This window comes from Rhizobium sp. PAMB 3182 (assembly GCF_052908355.1).
Genome location: NZ_CM128607.1, coordinates 1,548,706 through 1,564,603, shown reverse-complemented (window position 1 = coordinate 1,564,603; position 15,898 = coordinate 1,548,706). Strand labels below are relative to the sequence as shown.

Below are 15,898 nucleotides of genomic sequence, written 5' to 3'. Positions count from 1 at the left end.
AGCCGCTTTGCCAGGTAAATCAAGGGACGGGGAGTGGCGGGCAGGCATTTCGTCACCTGCCCGCGACCAGTCAGGTGTTGCGCAACCGGCCCTCGACCAGATCGAGAACGGAGCGGGCGGCGTAAAGCACGTTGGTGCCGGGACCGAAAACGGCGGCAACACCGTGATCGAGCAGGAACTGGTAGTCCTGCCGCGGGATGACGCCGCCGGCAACGACGATGATGTCTTCTGCGCCCTTGGCCTTCAGGGCATCGACAAGCTGCGGCACAAGCGTCTTGTGGCCGGCCGCAAGCGAGGAGACGCCGACGACAGCGACCTTGCTTTCGATCGCCGTATCGGCTGCCTCTTCCGGCGTCTGGAAGAGGGGTCCGGAGAGCACGTCGAAGCCGATATCGCCGAAGGCTGACGCGATCACCTTGGCGCCGCGGTCGTGACCGTCCTGGCCGAGCTTGGCGACCATGACCTTCGGCCGGTGGCCGGAGGCCTTGGTGTAATCGGCCAGCCGTCCGGCGAGCACCTGCATTTCCGGATCGTCGTCATAGGCTTCGCCATAGACGCCGTGCACCACTTCCGGCACTGCTGAATGGTCGCCGAAGGCGGTTCGCATGGCATCGGAAATCTCGCCGACGGTGGCGCGCGCCCGGGCGGCGTCCACGGCGGCACCAAGCAGGTTGCCCTTGCCGGTTTTCGCGACTTCGGTCAGCGCAGCCAGCGTCTTTTCGACGGCCTTCGGATCACGCCGGCGTTTTGTCTCGGCGAGGCGCTTGATCTGCGAGGCGCGAACGGCGGTGTTGTCGATGTCGAGAATGTCGATATCATCCTCGTTTTCCAGCCGGTACTTGTTGACGCCGACAATGACCTCTTCGCCACGGTCGACCGCCGCCTGCCGCTTCGTTGCCGCAGCCTCGATCAGGCGCTTCGGCAGCCCGTCATTGACTGCCTTGGTCATACCGCCGAGCTCTTCCACTTCCTCGATCAGCGCCCAGGCCTTTTCCGCAAGCTCGTTCGTCAGGCTCTCGACGTAGTAGGAGCCGGCGAGCGGATCGACGACCTTGGTGACGCCCGTCTCGTGCTGCAGGATCAGCTGCGTGTTGCGGGCGATCCGGGCGGAAAATTCGGTCGGCAGCGCAATCGCCTCGTCGAAGGAATTGGTGTGCAGCGACTGCGTGCCGCCGAGCACGGCCGACATGGCCTCGAAGGCGGTGCGGATGATGTTGTTGTAGGGATCCTGCTCGGCCAGCGACACGCCCGATGTCTGGCAATGGGTGCGCAGCATCTTCGACGAGGCCTTATTCGGCTCGAACTCCGACATGATGCGCGACCAGAGGAGGCGGGCGGCCCTGAGCTTTGCCGCCTCCATGAAGAAGTTCATGCCGATGGCGAAGAAGAAGGAGAGGCGGCCGGCGAATTCGTCGACGTCGAGGCCCTTCTTCAGCGCCGCGCGCACATATTCGCGCCCGTCAGCCAGCGTGAAGGCGAGCTCCTGCACCAGCGTCGCCCCGGCCTCCTGCATGTGGTAGCCGGAAATCGAGATCGAATTGAACTTCGGCATCTCGCGCGCCGTATATTCGATGATGTCGGCAACGATCCGCATCGAGGGTTCCGGCGGGTAGATGTAGGTGTTGCGGACCATGAACTCCTTAAGGATGTCGTTCTGGATGGTCCCCGACAGCTTGTCGCGCGTCACACCCTGTTCCTCGCCGGCGACGATGAAGTTCGCCAGGATCGGTATGACGGCGCCATTCATGGTCATCGACACGGATATCTTTTCGAGCGGAATGCCGTCGAACAGGATTTTCATGTCCTCGACGCTATCGATCGCCACGCCCGCCTTGCCGACGTCGCCCTCGACGCGCGGATGATCGCTGTCATAGCCGCGATGGGTGGCGAGGTCGAAGGCGACGGAGACACCCTGCTGGCCGGCGGCAAGCGCCTTTCGGTAAAAGGCATTGGAGGCTTCCGCCGTCGAGAAGCCGGCATATTGCCGGATCGTCCATGGCCGGCCGGCATACATGGTGGCCCGCGGCCCGCGCAGGAACGGCTCGAAGCCGGGGAGCGAACCCAGGTGCTCCATCCCCTCAAGATCGTCGCCGGTATAGAGCGGCTTGACGGCAATGCCCTCGGGCGTCTCCCAGGTGAGCTTGTCGGGCGAGGCCTTCAGCTCCTTTTCGGCAAGTGTTTGCCAGTCCTTGATGGTTTTGTCGGTCATTTCGTTCCCTCCCTGGGGAGGTCACTACCCCCCTCTGCCCTGCCGGGCATCTCCCCCACAAGGGGGGATCTTGTCGAAACAGGTCGATGTCGCCGATATGTTTCGACAAGATCCCCTCCCCAACCCCTCCCCACAAGGGGGAGGGGCTTAGCTTGCGGCAACCGCCATATAAAGCTGATCCGCTTTCCGCTTTGGAACGGTGTCTGTCTGGCGCAAACGGCATGGCAAAGGAGCCCCTCCCCCTTGTGGGGAGGGGTTGGGGAGGGGCTTTCCTGAAATAGAAGGAAGGGGGCCTGATGATGGAAGTCAGAGTACGACATCACTCGAACTCCAGAATGAGCTCGTCCACCGCGAGGCTGGCGCCGGCGGCGGCGGCTAGCCGTTTCACGGTGCCGCGCTTTTCGGCGCGCAGCACGTTTTCCATCTTCATGGCTTCGACGGTCGCCAGCGGTTGGCCGGCTTCCACGGTCTGGCCTTCCGCAACGCTGAGCGCTGTCAGCACGCCCGGCATCGGGCAGAGTAGCATCTTCGAGGTATCGCGCGGCGGCTTTTCCGGAATGAGGCGGGCAAGCTCGGCGACACGCGGCGAACGGACATGTGCGGTCAGATCAATGCCACGCCAGCGCAGCCGGATGCCGGTTCCCGCCGTTTCGACCTTCACATGCGCCGCCTCGCCGCCGGCGCTGAAGAGCGCGGTGGTGCGGCCCGGCGTCCAGTCGCTGACGATGGTGAGCGACTGGCCGTCCTCGAATTCGACAAGCCGGCCCTTCTCGGTTGCAGCACTGGAGACGGCAATGCCTTCACCGTTGAAGCGGACGACCCAGTCCTTGCCGGGCACGCGGCGATGATTGCCGATCGTGCCGGAAATCTGCACGGCGCGCTCCTGCAGCGTGAGGTGCACATGGGTGGCGATTGCCGCCAGGAAGCGGGTCTCGGAGGCATCCGGCTTGACGCCGGAAAAGCCGTCCGGAAATTCCTCGGCGATATAGGCCGTCGTAAGCGTCCCCTTGCGGAACCGCTCCTGGCCCATGACCGCCGACAGGAAGGGCAGGTTGTGGCCGATGCCTTCGACCTCGAACCGGTCGAGCGCATCCGCCATGGCGTCGATCGCTTCCGTCCGGTTGAGGCCATGCGTGCAGAGCTTGGCGATCATCGGATCGTAGTACATCGAGATTTCCGCGCCCTCGAAGACGCCGGTATCGTTGCGCACCGTCGTTCCGTCCGCAGCCGTGCCTTCTTCCGGCGGGCGGTAGCGCGTCAGCCGGCCGATCGACGGCAGGAAGTTGCGATAGGGGTCTTCGGCATAGAGGCGGCTCTCGATCGCCCAGCCGTTGAGGCGGATGTCGTCCTGCCCGAAGGAAAGTTCTTCCCCGGAGGCGACGCGGATCATCTGCTCGACGAGATCGATGCCGGTGATCAGTTCGGTGACCGGATGCTCGACCTGCAGGCGGGTGTTCATTTCCAGGAAGTAGAAATTGCGCTCGCCGTCGACGATGAACTCGACCGTGCCGGCGGAGTGGTAGCCGACCGCCTTCGACAGCGCCACGGCCTGCTCGCCCATGGCCTTGCGCGTTTCCTCGTCGAGGAACGGCGAGGGGGCTTCCTCGATCACCTTCTGGTTCCGGCGCTGGATCGAGCATTCGCGTTCGCCGAGATAGAGCGTGTTGCCGTGCTTGTCGCCGAGCACCTGGATTTCGATATGGCGCGGCTGGGTGACGAATTTTTCAATAAAGATGCGGTCGTCGCCGAAGGAGGATTTCGCCTCGTTCTTCGAAGACTGGAAACCCTCGCGCGCCTCGGCGTCGTTCCAGGCAATGCGCATGCCCTTGCCGCCGCCGCCGGCCGATGCCTTGATCATCACCGGATAGCCGATGGAGGAAGCGATCTTCACCGCCTCGTCGGCGTCCTCGATCAGCCCCATATGGCCCGGGACGGTGGAAACGCCGGCTTCGGCTGCCAGCTTCTTCGAGGTGATCTTGTCGCCCATCGCCTCGATGGCGCCGACGGGCGGGCCGATGAAGGTCACGCCTTCCTTCTCCAGCGCCTTGGCGAACAGCGGGTTCTCCGACAGGAAGCCGTATCCCGGATGCACCGCATCGGCGCCGGTCTTGCGGATCGCGTCGAGGATTTTGTCGATGACGATATAGGACTGGCTGGAAGGCGCCGGGCCGATATGGACGGCCTCGTCGGCCATCTTCACATGCATGGCCTCGCGATCGGCGTCGGAATAGACGGCGACGGTCGCAATGCCCATCTTCCGCGCCGTCTTGATGACCCGGCAGGCGATTTCACCGCGATTGGCGATCAGGATTTTCTTGATCATTTCGTCCTCGAGCTATTTGCCGGTCGCAATGCTAAAGCAGTGCTGGCCGTCAGTATTGAAGCGTATCTTGAGATATTTTCCTACGACCCCGCCTTGCTTCACCATGATCTTGATGAATTGGGGTGGCGTCTTGTTATTCGCATGCCAATTACTCTTCAAAACGGTTGGAGACCAAGATTTGCAGAGCAGGGTCATATCTCTAACCATGGCTTCGGATTGCCAGACACTGTCCTCAAAATCGGCAACCTGAAACACAAGCGTCATTCCCAAGCCGTATTTTGAATCCTGCTCTGCAACCATGGTCTCTAATTCATACGTCGGAACGACGGCCTCAGCCGCGATGGCGGAACCACATAGAAAGGTCGAAAGGCCGAAAAGGCCGATTGCTATTTTCCTCAAAGACATGCCTCCCCCCAAAAAATGGATTGCAAACTACCGGCTGAAGAATTCGATGCCGTTGCCGCTCCTGGCATCAGAATTATAGTCGTTTCCGATATTACGCCTACACTTCCAGCACGTCTTCGAAGGCTTCGGGGAAATTCGAGCGGGCGAGCGGCTCGTTGAGCTGCAGCATGGCCTGGTAGGAGGCCTTGTCGAACGGCTTTTCGGCCGGCACCACCTCGCGCTCGAACAGCCGCGACAGGCGGCGGGCATCGAGATTGCCGCGCTCGAAGGGCTCCGCGCCGAAGCAGTGCCAGATCGCATGGATGAAGGCGGCATCGGCGCGGTGCTCGGTGTCGTCGCGGCTGAAGCGCCGCGGCAGCACCACCAGCGGGGAAATCCCCTTGGGGTTCGCCCGCCTTATGGTGAACTGGAGGCCGGTTCCCGGCATGCCGGACGGAAATCCGCGGTGTTTCGTCATGTCGGGAAGCTTGGCCATTCCAGTATATCCTCAGTTCTTGCCGATCTTGTCCTGCGTCTTCGTTTCGAAGTCGGAGGCGTCGTGGCGTTCATGCAGTTGTTCGGACGGATCGCCGGAGGCCTTGTTGACCATGATGCCGCGCTTGACCGCCGGGCGCGCGCCGATCTCGTCCGTCCAGCGCTTGACGTTCTTGTAGCCCTCGACTTCGAGGAACGTGCCGGCGTCGTTATAGGCCTCGCTGCGGGCAAGGCGCCCGTACCAGGGCCAGATGGCCATGTCGGCGATCGAATAGTCGGAGCCGGCCATGAACTGATGGTCGGCCAGATGCCGGTCGAGCACGTCCATCTGCCGCTTCACTTCCATCGCGTAGCGGTCGATCGCGTATTTGATCTTGATCGGCGCGTAGGCATAGAAATGCCCGAAGCCGCCGCCGAGGAAGGGCGCCGAGCCCATCTGCCAGAACAGCCAGTTCATCGTCTCGGTGCGGGCCTTGTGATCCTTGGGCAGGAAGGCGCCGAACTTTTCGGCGAGATAGAGAAGGATGGAGCCGGATTCGAAGACGCGGGTCGGCTCGGCGGTGGAGCGGTCCATCAGCGCCGGGATCTTGGAATTCGGATTGACCTCGACGAAGCCGGAGCCGAACTGGTCGCCATCGCCGATCTTGATCAGCCAGGCATCGTATTCGGCGTCCTTGTGGCCGGCTTCCAGAAGCTCCTCCAGCATGATGGTGACCTTCTGGCCGTTCGGCGTGGCCAGCGAATAAAGCTGCAGCGGATGCTTGCCGACCGGCAGCTCTTTGTCATGCGTCGCGCCGGCGATCGGGCGGTTGATGGAGGCAAAGGCGCCGCCATTCCCCTTGTCCCAGGTCCAAACCTTGGCCGGCTCGTACCCGGCGGGAAAATTGTCTTGCGGGTTATTATCGGTCATGAAATCCATCCTGAAATGTTGCCTGCGGCATCCGAGGGGCCGGACGCCGGCACTCTAATATAGGCGAGGCAGACAACATTTCCGCCCCTCACAGCGGTATCGTATCGTGCTTCTTCCAGTGCGTCGTCTGGTTCTTGTTGCGGAGTGACGCAAAGGCGCGGGCGATGCGGCGGCGCGAGGAATGGGGGCGGATCACCTCGTCGATGAAGCCGCGTTCGGCGGCGACGAAGGGGTTGGCGAAGCGCTCCTCGTATTCCTTCGTGCGCGCGGCGATCTTTTCCGGATCGCCAAGCTCTGAGCGGTAGAGGATTTCGGTCGCGCCCTTGGCGCCCATCACGGCGATTTCGGCGGTCGGCCAGGCATAGTTGACGTCAGCGCCGATGTGCTTGGAGGCCATCACGTCATAGGCGCCGCCATAGGCCTTGCGGGTGATCAGCGTTACCATCGGCACGGTCGCTTCCGAATAGGCAAACAACAGCTTGGCGCCGTGCTTGATGACGCCGCCATATTCCTGCGCGGTGCCGGGCAGGAAGCCGGGCACGTCGACCAGCGTCAGGATCGGGATCGAGAAGGCGTCGCAGAAGCGCACGAAACGGGCTGCCTTGCGCGAACTGTCAATGTCGAGGCAGCCGGCAAGCACCATCGGCTGGTTGGCGACGACGCCGACGCTCTGGCCTTCGATGCGGATGAAGCCGGTGATGATGTTCTTGGCGAACTCCGCCTGCAGCTCGAAGAAGTCGCCTTCGTCTGCAATCGCGTGGATCAGCTCCTTCATGTCATAGGGCTTGTTGGCGCTGTCGGGGATCAGCGTGTCGAGGCGGTTTTCGATGCGCGCCGGGTCGTCGTGGAAGGGGCGAACCGGCGGCTTTTCGCGATTGTTCAAGGGCAGGAAGTCGAACAGCAGCCGCACCTGCTCCAGCGTCTCGATGTCGTCCTCGTAGGCGCCATCGGCAACCGAGGACTTCTTCGTGTGGGTGGAGGCGCCGCCGAGCTCTTCGGCCGTGACGATCTCGTTGGTGACCGTCTTCACCACGTCCGGGCCGGTCACGAACATGTAGGAACTATCGCGGACCATGAAGATGAAGTCGGTCATCGCCGGCGAGTAGACGGCACCGCCAGCACACGGCCCCATGATGACGGAAATCTGCGGGATGACGCCGGATGCTTCGGCATTGCGGCGGAACACCTCGGCATAGCCGGCAAGCGAGGCGACGCCTTCCTGGATGCGCGCGCCGCCACTGTCGTTCAGGCCGATCACTGGTGCACCGTTGCGGACTGCCATGTCCATGATCTTGCAGATCTTCTGGGCGTGCGTTTCCGACAGCGAGCCGCCGAGCACGGTGAAGTCCTGGCTGAACACGTAGACCTGGCGGCCGTTGATCGTGCCCCAGCCGGTCACCACGCCGTCGCCCGGCACCTTGCTCTCCGCCATGCCGAAGTCGACGCAGCGGTGGGTGACGTACATGTCGTATTCCTCGAACGAACCCTCGTCGAGCAGCACCTCGATGCGTTCGCGCGCCGTCAGCTTGCCCTTGGCGTGCTGGGCCTCGATGCGCCGCGTGCCGCCGCCGAGATGCGCTTCGGCGCGACGGGCTTCCAGTTGCTCGAGAATTTCGGACATGGATCCTCCTCATTCGGATTGTTGCCGTTACATAATCCGCTTTGCGCGCACATAAAATGCTTGAAAATGTGAATGTGCACAATTTACAGATTAAGAAGATGAATTTTGCAAAGTTGCGAACATGGCGATCGGCAAACTCTATATCGGCCGCAAGGTGCGGGAACTCAGACAGCAGAACAAGGCCACGCAGGCCCGCTTTGCCGAAAGCATCGGCATCTCGGTCTCGTACCTCAACCAGATCGAGAACAACCAGCGGCCCGTCTCCGCCGCCGTCCTGCTGGCGCTCGCGGAGCGCTATCGCATCGATCTGGCGGATCTGTCGGGCGGCGAGGACGACCGGCTTCTCTCGGCACTGTCCGAGGCGCTCGCCGATCCGATGTTCCAGGCGTGGTCACCGACGCTCAAAGACATGAAGATGGTGGTGCAGAATGCGCCGGGCATCGCCCATGCGCTGATCGCCTGCCACCAGGCCTACCGCCACAACTCCGAACAGATCGCCAGCCTCGACCAGTCGCTGGGCCAGGGCGCGACGCTTGGCGAAAACACGCCTTATGAGGAAGTGCGCGACTACTTCCATTTCGTCGACAACTATGTCCACGATCTCGACCTGCAGGCGGAAAAGCTGGCAACGCGGCTGGGCATCGGCGAGGTGGATCTCAACGCGGCGCTGACCGGCTTTCTGGAGGAGGCGCACGATATCCGTGTCATCCGCGCCGCCCGCGGCGACGACATGATCCGCCACTACGATGCCGATGCGCGGGTTCTGTCGCTCAATCCGTACCTGCCGGCGCAGACGCGGGCCTTCCAGATCGCCATGAAGATCGCCCAGGTCGAAGCCGGCGAGGCGATCGACGCCATCGCCGGCTTCGTCGGTTTCCGCACCGCCGAGGCGCGCGAGATCTGCACGATCGGGCTGCAGAACTATTTTGCCGGGGCGCTTGTCCTCCCCTATCGAAAGTTCATGGATGCGGCCCGTGACCTGCGCCACGACCTTGACCTGTTGACGGCGCGTTTCGGCGCCAGCCTTGAGCAGGTCAGTCACCGTCTCTCGACCCTGCAGCGTCCCGGCATGAAAGGCGTGCCGGTGTTCTTTGCCAAGATCGACCGGGCCGGCAACATCATCAAGCGCCACAGCGCCGCCAAGCTGCAGTTCGCCCGCTTCGGTTCTGCCTGTCCGTTGTGGAAGGTACATCAGGCATTTGAAATGCCGGGCCGCATCGTCCGCCAGCTGGCCGAGACGCCGGACGGCGTGCGCTATCTCAGCGTCGCCCTGCAGGTTTCCAAGGGTGGGCGCGGCTTCCGCCAGAGCCAGCAGCAATATGCGCTGGCGCTCGGCTGCGAGGTCTCATACGCGGAAAACTTCGTCTATGCCGACGACATGGATCTCGGCAACCGGGCGGCCTTCGATCCGATCGGCATTTCCTGTCGCATCTGCGAGCGGCAGAGCTGTCCGAGCCGCGCCATGCCGCCGGTCAAGAGCCGCATCGTCGTCGATCACGAAAACCGCGATATCCTGCCTTACCGGCTGGTTTAGCCGCGCAGTTCCTTGCGCAGGATCTTGCCGACGTTCGACTTCGGCAGTTCGTCGCGGAATTCGATGAATTTCGGGCGCTTGTAATTGGTGAGGTTTTCCGCGCAGTGCGCCTTCACGTCGGCCTCCGTCAGGTTCGGGTCCTTGCGCACGACGAAGAGCTTCACCGCCTCGCCCGAATGCTGGTCCGGTACGCCGACGGCCGCCGCCTCGAGAATGCCCTCGTGCATGACGGCGACTTCCTCGATCTCGTTCGGATAGACGTTGAAGCCCGACACCAGGATCATGTCCTTCTTGCGGTCAACGATGGTGGTGTAACCCGACGCGTTCATGAAGCCCATGTCGCCGGAGCGGAAGAAGCCGTCCGCCGTCATCACCTGTGCAGTCTCTTCCGGCCGGTTCCAGTAGCCGGCCATCACCTGCGGTCCGCGAATGCAGATCTCGCCGACTTCACCGATCGGCAGTGACTTGCCTTCCTCGTCGCGGATATCGATGTCGGTCGAGGGCAGCGGCAGGCCGACCGTGCCGGAAAACTCGGTCGCATCCAGCCGGTTGACGGTCGCCACCGGCGAGGTTTCGGAAAGCCCGTAGCCTTCGGTGATCGCGATCCCCGTCACTTCCTTCCAGCGTTCGGCCACGGGGCGCTGCACGGCCATGCCGCCGCCAAGTACGAGAAGACCGTTGGAAAAGTCGAGATTGCGGAAATCGGGATTGTTGAGGAGCGCGTTGAAGAGCGTGTTGAGGCCGGGGAAGATGTGGAAGGGATGCTTCTTCAGTTCCTCCACGAAGGCCGGAATGTCGCGCGGATTGGTGATCATCAGGTTATGGCCGCCAAGCGCCATGCCGACCAGCGAGTTCACCGTCAGCGCGAAGATGTGGTAGAGCGGCAGCGCGCAGACCATCAGGATGTCTTCCGGCAGCGGCTTGGCGTTGGCGCGCGTCGTCAGCCAGGTCATGACCTGCGAGGTGTTGGCGAGAAGGTTGGCGTGCGTCAGCGTCGTTCCCTTGGAAACGCCGGTCGTGCCGCCGGTATATTGCAGGAAGGCGACGTCGCTAAGGCCGAGCGTCGGCTTGTTGAACGGCAGACGGCCGCCTTCTGCGAGCACATCCTTGAAGCGGGTGTGGCCCGGGATCGACCATTGCGGCACGAGTTTTTTCACCCGGCGCACGACCAGGTTGACGATCAGGCCCTTGAGCCCGAGCATGTCGCCAAGCGAGGCGACGACGACGTGCTTGACGTCGGTCTTCGCCAGGATCTTTTCCGCCGTGACGCAGAAGTTTTCCAGGATGAACAGCGCCTTGGCGCCGGAATCCTTCAACTGGTGTTCCAGCTCGCGCGGCGTATAGAGCGGATTGACGTTGACGACGGTCAGCCCGGCCCTGAGTACCGCATAGGTGGCGACCGGATTTTGCAGGATGTTCGGCATCATCACCGCGACACGGTCGCCCTTCTTCAGCCCCTTGCTCTGCAGCCATGCGGCAACCCGCCGGGACGCGGCGTCGAGGTCGCTGAAGGTCAGGTCCTTGCCCATGTTGGTGAAGGCTGTCCGGGCGGCGTATTTCGCCACATGCGCGTCGAAGAAGTCGCCGAGCGACTGGAAGGCCAGCGGCGGGATTTCGGCCGGCACGCCTTCCGGATAGCAGGCGAGCCACGGCTTGCCGGAAGCGGTGGCGGTGGTGTCTTCTCCGGTGGAGGTCGACATCGTGCTGGTCATTGGGGCCCTCCCGTGGCCTGATCTTCCGAACGGCTCCCCCGGATGCCGGGGCTTCCTCCTCCGTTCGGAGACGGCAGCATTGAGCCGCCAGTCTTGAAACCTGATTATTATAACCTTGACGTAAACGTCAATATTTTTGTTGCGCGCATTGGGACTGAAGGCATCATCGCTGCAAATGCCTGGGCGTGCAAACGCAATCTTGCGCGTCGCCGATCGCCGCATTTTCAGGCGTTGGAGCGCAAAATGAGGGGCGGCACGCCGATTTCTGAAACAAAAATGAGCTTTGCTAAAAAATCGACTTAACAAAGCCGAAAATCGTGTCACCATCCTAATATTCGTTTGTGTACCAACCTCTTTTCAAGGCTGACGTAAAATGACGATCCACAGTCCTGAGCGGTCTCCCGCCGCCGAGCTCAAAGCCAATGTGTCGGTGCCTTTCGAACAGGCCGCGGCCATGCCAAAGAGCGTCTATACATCCGAGTCCTTTCTGGCCCAGGAACTGGAACACATCTTTTCCAAGGAATGGCTCTGCGCCGGACGGACCGATGGTCTGAAGAATCCGGGCGATTACCTGACGATGGAAATCGCCGGCGAGCCGGTGATCGTGCTGCGCGACCGGGACGGTCAGCTGCGGGCTCTTTCCAATGTCTGTCGCCACCGCATGTCGACCCTGCTCCAGGGGAGCGGTCATGTGCGCTCGATCGTCTGTCCCTATCACGCCTGGACCTACAATCTCGACGGCACGTTGCGCGGCGCGCCGGCGATGACGCTGAACGAGGGCTTCTGCAAGGACAATGTGGCGCTGCCGGCGATCCGCTGCGTTGACTGGAAGGGCTGGATCCTCGTCAGCCTCAACCCGGATGCGCCCGATCCGGAGGAGAGCCTGAAGGATGTCGACGCGCTTGTCGGCTATCTCGACATGGGCAGCTACATCGAAACCTTCCGCGAGGAGCACCGCTGGAACACCAACTGGAAGGTGCTCGGCGAAAACTTCATGGAAAGCTACCATCTGCCGGTCTGTCACTCGGGCACGATCGGCGGCTTCGTGTCGCTGGAGAAAATGACCTGTCCGGAGGGCTTTCCCGCCTTCAACTACCACTGGATCCTGAAGAAGGGCGATGCGCCGCTGACGGTCGCCCATCCCTCCAACACGACGCTGACCGGCGAGGAGCGGGTCAAGACCTGGCTTCTGTCGATCTATCCGGCGCTCTTCATCACGCTGACGCCCGGCTACTTCTGGTACCTGTCCCTGCATCCGGACGGGCCGGACCACGTGAAGATCCTCTATGGCGGCGGCATGCATCCGGATTACGCCAACGATCCGGAGGCGCAGAAGCACTTCGCGACGCTGAAGGCGCTGCTCGACGATGTCAACGACGAGGACCGCGGCTGCACCGAGAAGGTCTACAAGGGCATTACCGGGAGGTTGTCCGCACCCGGTGCGCTGTCGCATCTGGAGCGCCCCAACTTCGAATTCGCCCAGTACATCTCGTCGAAGATTCCTGGTTGAGGCGGGCGCGGCCAATGCCGCGCCCCGACCGCCTTCATCATTCGGCGGCCGGAACACCTCCAAAGGCCGCCGAGATTTAGCAAACTGTTAGGGATGTCCGGCGAAACCGGCACTGTTCCGAAACGGGTCGGCTTCGGTCCCGCAATCGGACGTTTGCTACGCCTGGTGGCCACAAAATCCAGAGTTTATTGAGGTCTCCCGCAACTGCATCCATTCCGCGAGTGTCAAAACAGGACAATCGCGCGCGGCGGGAAGGCCGCTTTTCCGCGCTCCGAGAAAATTTAACGAAAATTTTCCCTAATCCCTTAAGCCCATCAAAACATAAAGCCGTTCTAATCAGCTCAAAGCACACATGTTTAGGCCCGATAAACGGTATTGTTATGATGACAAACCTTACCTCATCACATTTAGCCAAGCGGTTTTTCAGATCCCGGGACGGCAACTTCGCCATCCTGACGGCGTTTTCCTTGCCGGTCCTGATCGCCTTCGTCGGCGTCGCTATCGACATGAGCCGTTTGCTCAATACACGTTCGCAGCTTCAGGCCGCAGCCGACTCGGCCGCCCTGGTCGCCTCCAAAGCGATGGCCGACAACGGCATGACCGAAGAGCAGGCCAAGGTCCTCGCGCTCAACTTTGTCAATTCCCAGCTGGCACTCGACGACGATCTGGGCGGGGTCCTGGACGAGGACGATATCGATATCGTTCCGACCAAGGCGACGAACGCGGATGGAACTGGCACCTACAAGGTCCAGGTCACGGTTGACTTCGACGTCAAGATGACCGCGATGACGGGACTCCTCGGCATCGACAGTCGACCGGTCGCGGTCAACTCGGTAGCGGAGACCTCGACGGAATCCACCAAGTCGCCTCTCAGCATGTATCTGGTTCTTGACCGCTCCGGCTCCATGGCGTCGTCATCAAGTCAATACGGCACCTATGTGGTCAGCTATGATTGTAGCTACTGGGGCAGCTGGTACTGGAACGGCTGGAAGTGGACGCGCGACTACTACAGCAAAACCTGCACGAAGACCGTTACCGGCTATCTTCCGAAGATCGATGCGCTGAAACTTGCCGTTGGCAATCTCATGACGCAGCTGACGACGGCAGACCCCGACAGTCAATATGTCCGCACCGGTGCGGTCTCCTACAACAGCAGCATGGATACGGCACTCAGCCTCGATTGGGGCACGACTGCGACCGTTGCCTATGTCAGCGCGCTGGTGGCGGATGGTGGCACGGATTCGAGCGACGCGGTCAAGACGGCACGAAACAATCTCAGTGCCGGCTCGGAGGATACGGCGCACAAAAAGAAGAACGGCGGCGTGCCGACCAAGTACATGGTCTTCATGACGGACGGCGAGAACAACTATTCCAGTGCCGACACGGCAACGAAGAAATGGTGTGACAAGGCCAAGGAAGACGGTATCATCATTTACACCGTCGCCTTCATGGCGCCGACCGCCGGCAAGGCATTGCTGAGCTACTGTGCGACCGACGCCGCCCATTATTTCGACGCCAGTGACGCCAGTGACCTGATCGCCGCCTTCAACAGCATCGGCGCCCAGGCGACGGCCAAGGTGTCGCGCCTGACGCAGTGAGACGGTCCGGCAGCCCCCTGCCGCCGGATCCGGTTGCCTGACGAACGCACTGTCTTCAAAAAGCGGGCCATTGCTATCGATGGCCCGCTTTTCCGTTGAAACGCTGCCGATGGCGGGGCAAAGTCATCGCGATTGAACGCTTTGGAGCCGGCAGCATGCGCAATTCCGAAATCATCTGGGACAAGGTCGAAAACCATCGCGAGGACCTGGTCGGTCTCTCGGATCGGGTCTGGGGCATGCCGGAAACGCTCTACGCCGAATATCGCTCCTGTGCCGAGCACACCGCAATGCTGCGCCGGAAGGGGTTTCGCGTCACGGAGGATGTCGCGGGCATCCCGACCGCCGTCATGGGTGAGGCGGGCGAGGGCGGGCCGGTGATCGCCATCCTTGGGGAATACGACGCCCTTCCGGGGCTGAGCCAGGAAGCCAACATCGCCGAGCCGCGCCCGGTCGAAGCCGGCGGCAACGGCCATGGCTGCGGCCACAACCTGCTCGGCTCCGCCTCGCTGCTCGCGGCCTGCGCGCTGAAGGATTGGCTGGCGGAAACGGGTACGCCCGGCCGCGTGCGCTATTACGGCTGCCCGGCGGAAGAGGGCGGTGCCGCGAAGGCCTTCATGGTCCGCGACGGCGCCTTCGACGACGTCGATGCTGCCGTCACCTGGCATCCGGCAACGATGACGCGCGTCGACACCGAGGACAGCCTCGCCAACACCCGCATGGATTTCGTCTTCACCGGCCGGGCAAGCCACGCCGCCGCCACGCCGCATCTCGGGCGATCCGCGCTCGATGCCGCCGAGATCATGTCCGTTGGCGTCAATTATCTGCGCGAGCACATCCCCTCCGACAGTCGCATCCACTATGCCTATCTCGATGTCGGCGGCACGGCGCCGAACGTCGTCCAGGCCCGTGCCAAGGTTCGCTACTCGATCCGATCGCTGACGCTTTCCGGCATGCTGGCGCTGACCGAGCGGGTGAAGAAGGTTGCCCGCGGCGCGGCGATGATGACGGAGACCGAGGTCGACATCTCCATCATGTCCGCCGTTTCCAACATGCTGCCGAATGCGACGATGGAGGCGACCATGCAGAGCGTGCTCGACCAGCTCGGCGGTGTTCCCTTCGATGAGGCTGATCGTGACTATGCCCGCCGCATTCAGGCGACGCTGTCGGAGGAGGATATCCGCGCCAGCTACGCGAGTGTCGGCATGAAGCCGGTCAAGGACGAGCCACTTTGCGATTACGTCGTGCCGCTGCGCAATGGCGGCGAGAAGATGCTGGGCTCCACCGACGTTGCCGACGTGACGTGGACGGTCCCGACGGTCCAGTGCTGGGTGGCCACCCATGCGATCGGCACGCCTGGCCACAGCTGGCAGATCACCGCGCAGGGCAAGGCGCCCGCCGCTCACAAGGGCATGGTGCATGCGGCCAAGATCATGGCGCAGACGGCGCAGATGCTGATTGCCGACGAGACCTTGCTTGCCCGAGCGAAGAGGGAGCATCGCGAGACGCTGGCCGAAACGCCCTATGTCTGCCCGATCCCGGACGATGTCATGCCGCCGCTCCAGCCTCGGCCGATGGCGGCGGAATAGCGGTGCGGAACAAACG

At 62.2% G+C, this 15,898-nt stretch carries 12 protein-coding genes; 5 read left to right on the top strand and 7 right to left on the bottom strand.

Features of this window, described 5'->3' with window-relative positions; genetic code table 11:
• Window positions 1-70 precede the first annotated feature (70 nt).
• From scpA to ACU5AZ_RS07745, 6 genes are all read right to left on the bottom strand, one after another.
• The gene (scpA, locus tag ACU5AZ_RS07770) at window positions 71-2,209 is read right to left on the bottom strand and encodes a methylmalonyl-CoA mutase (protein WP_446825435.1); all 2,139 of its coding nucleotides are present in this window, start codon (window positions 2,207-2,209) and stop codon (window positions 71-73) included.
• Window positions 2,210-2,528: 319 nt separating this feature from the next.
• Window positions 2,529-4,532 carry an acetyl-CoA carboxylase biotin carboxylase subunit gene (locus ACU5AZ_RS07765; RefSeq protein ID WP_446825434.1) on the bottom strand — a complete coding sequence of 668 codons (2,004 nt, stop codon included), beginning with the start codon at window positions 4,530-4,532 and terminating at the stop codon, window positions 2,529-2,531.
• 12 nt (window positions 4,533-4,544) lie between these two features.
• A complete protein-coding gene (locus ACU5AZ_RS07760; protein WP_446825433.1) occupies window positions 4,545-4,937 on the bottom strand; it encodes a hypothetical protein in 393 nt (130 codons plus the stop codon).
• A 97-nt stretch (window positions 4,938-5,034) separates the two neighbouring features.
• Window positions 5,035-5,412, bottom strand: coding sequence for a hypothetical protein (locus tag ACU5AZ_RS07755; protein WP_446825432.1), 378 nt, complete (start codon window positions 5,410-5,412; stop codon window positions 5,035-5,037).
• A gap of 12 nt (window positions 5,413-5,424) precedes the next feature.
• Entirely contained in the window at window positions 5,425-6,321 is an 897-nt protein-coding gene (gene yghU / locus ACU5AZ_RS07750; RefSeq protein WP_446825431.1) for a glutathione-dependent disulfide-bond oxidoreductase, read from the bottom strand.
• An 88-nt stretch (window positions 6,322-6,409) separates the two neighbouring features.
• Entirely contained in the window at window positions 6,410-7,942 is a 1,533-nt protein-coding gene (locus tag ACU5AZ_RS07745) for an acyl-CoA carboxylase subunit beta (protein ID WP_446825430.1), read from the bottom strand.
• A 121-nt stretch (window positions 7,943-8,063) separates the two neighbouring features.
• Here ACU5AZ_RS07745 and ACU5AZ_RS07740 point away from each other — a divergent pair, with 121 nt between their 5' ends.
• Window positions 8,064-9,476 (top strand): helix-turn-helix domain-containing protein, encoded by a 1,413-nt coding sequence (locus tag ACU5AZ_RS07740; protein WP_446825429.1) that lies wholly within the window; start codon window positions 8,064-8,066, stop codon window positions 9,474-9,476.
• Here ACU5AZ_RS07740 and ACU5AZ_RS07735 read toward each other — a convergent pair.
• Window positions 9,473-11,188, bottom strand: coding sequence for a long-chain-fatty-acid--CoA ligase (locus ACU5AZ_RS07735; RefSeq protein ID WP_446825428.1), 1,716 nt, complete (start codon window positions 11,186-11,188; stop codon window positions 9,473-9,475). The two genes, ACU5AZ_RS07740 and ACU5AZ_RS07735, sit on opposite strands and share 4 nt — an antisense overlap.
• A 93-nt stretch (window positions 11,189-11,281) precedes the next feature.
• Here ACU5AZ_RS07735 and ACU5AZ_RS07730 point away from each other — a divergent pair, with 93 nt between their 5' ends.
• From ACU5AZ_RS07730 to ACU5AZ_RS07715, 4 genes are all read left to right on the top strand, one after another.
• The gene (locus ACU5AZ_RS07730) at window positions 11,282-11,491 is read left to right on the top strand and encodes a hypothetical protein (protein WP_446825427.1); all 210 of its coding nucleotides are present in this window, start codon (window positions 11,282-11,284) and stop codon (window positions 11,489-11,491) included.
• 70 nt (window positions 11,492-11,561) lie between these two features.
• Window positions 11,562-12,698 carry an aromatic ring-hydroxylating oxygenase subunit alpha gene (locus ACU5AZ_RS07725; RefSeq protein WP_446825426.1) on the top strand — a complete coding sequence of 379 codons (1,137 nt, stop codon included), beginning with the start codon at window positions 11,562-11,564 and terminating at the stop codon, window positions 12,696-12,698.
• A gap of 380 nt (window positions 12,699-13,078) precedes the next feature.
• Window positions 13,079-14,296, top strand: a complete 1,218-nt coding sequence (locus ACU5AZ_RS07720; protein WP_446825425.1) for a vWA domain-containing protein — start codon at window positions 13,079-13,081, stop codon at window positions 14,294-14,296.
• 155 nt (window positions 14,297-14,451) lie between these two features.
• The gene (locus tag ACU5AZ_RS07715; RefSeq protein ID WP_446825424.1) at window positions 14,452-15,882 is read left to right on the top strand and encodes a M20 family metallopeptidase; all 1,431 of its coding nucleotides are present in this window, start codon (window positions 14,452-14,454) and stop codon (window positions 15,880-15,882) included.
• The last annotated feature ends 16 nt before the right edge of the window (window positions 15,883-15,898 follow it).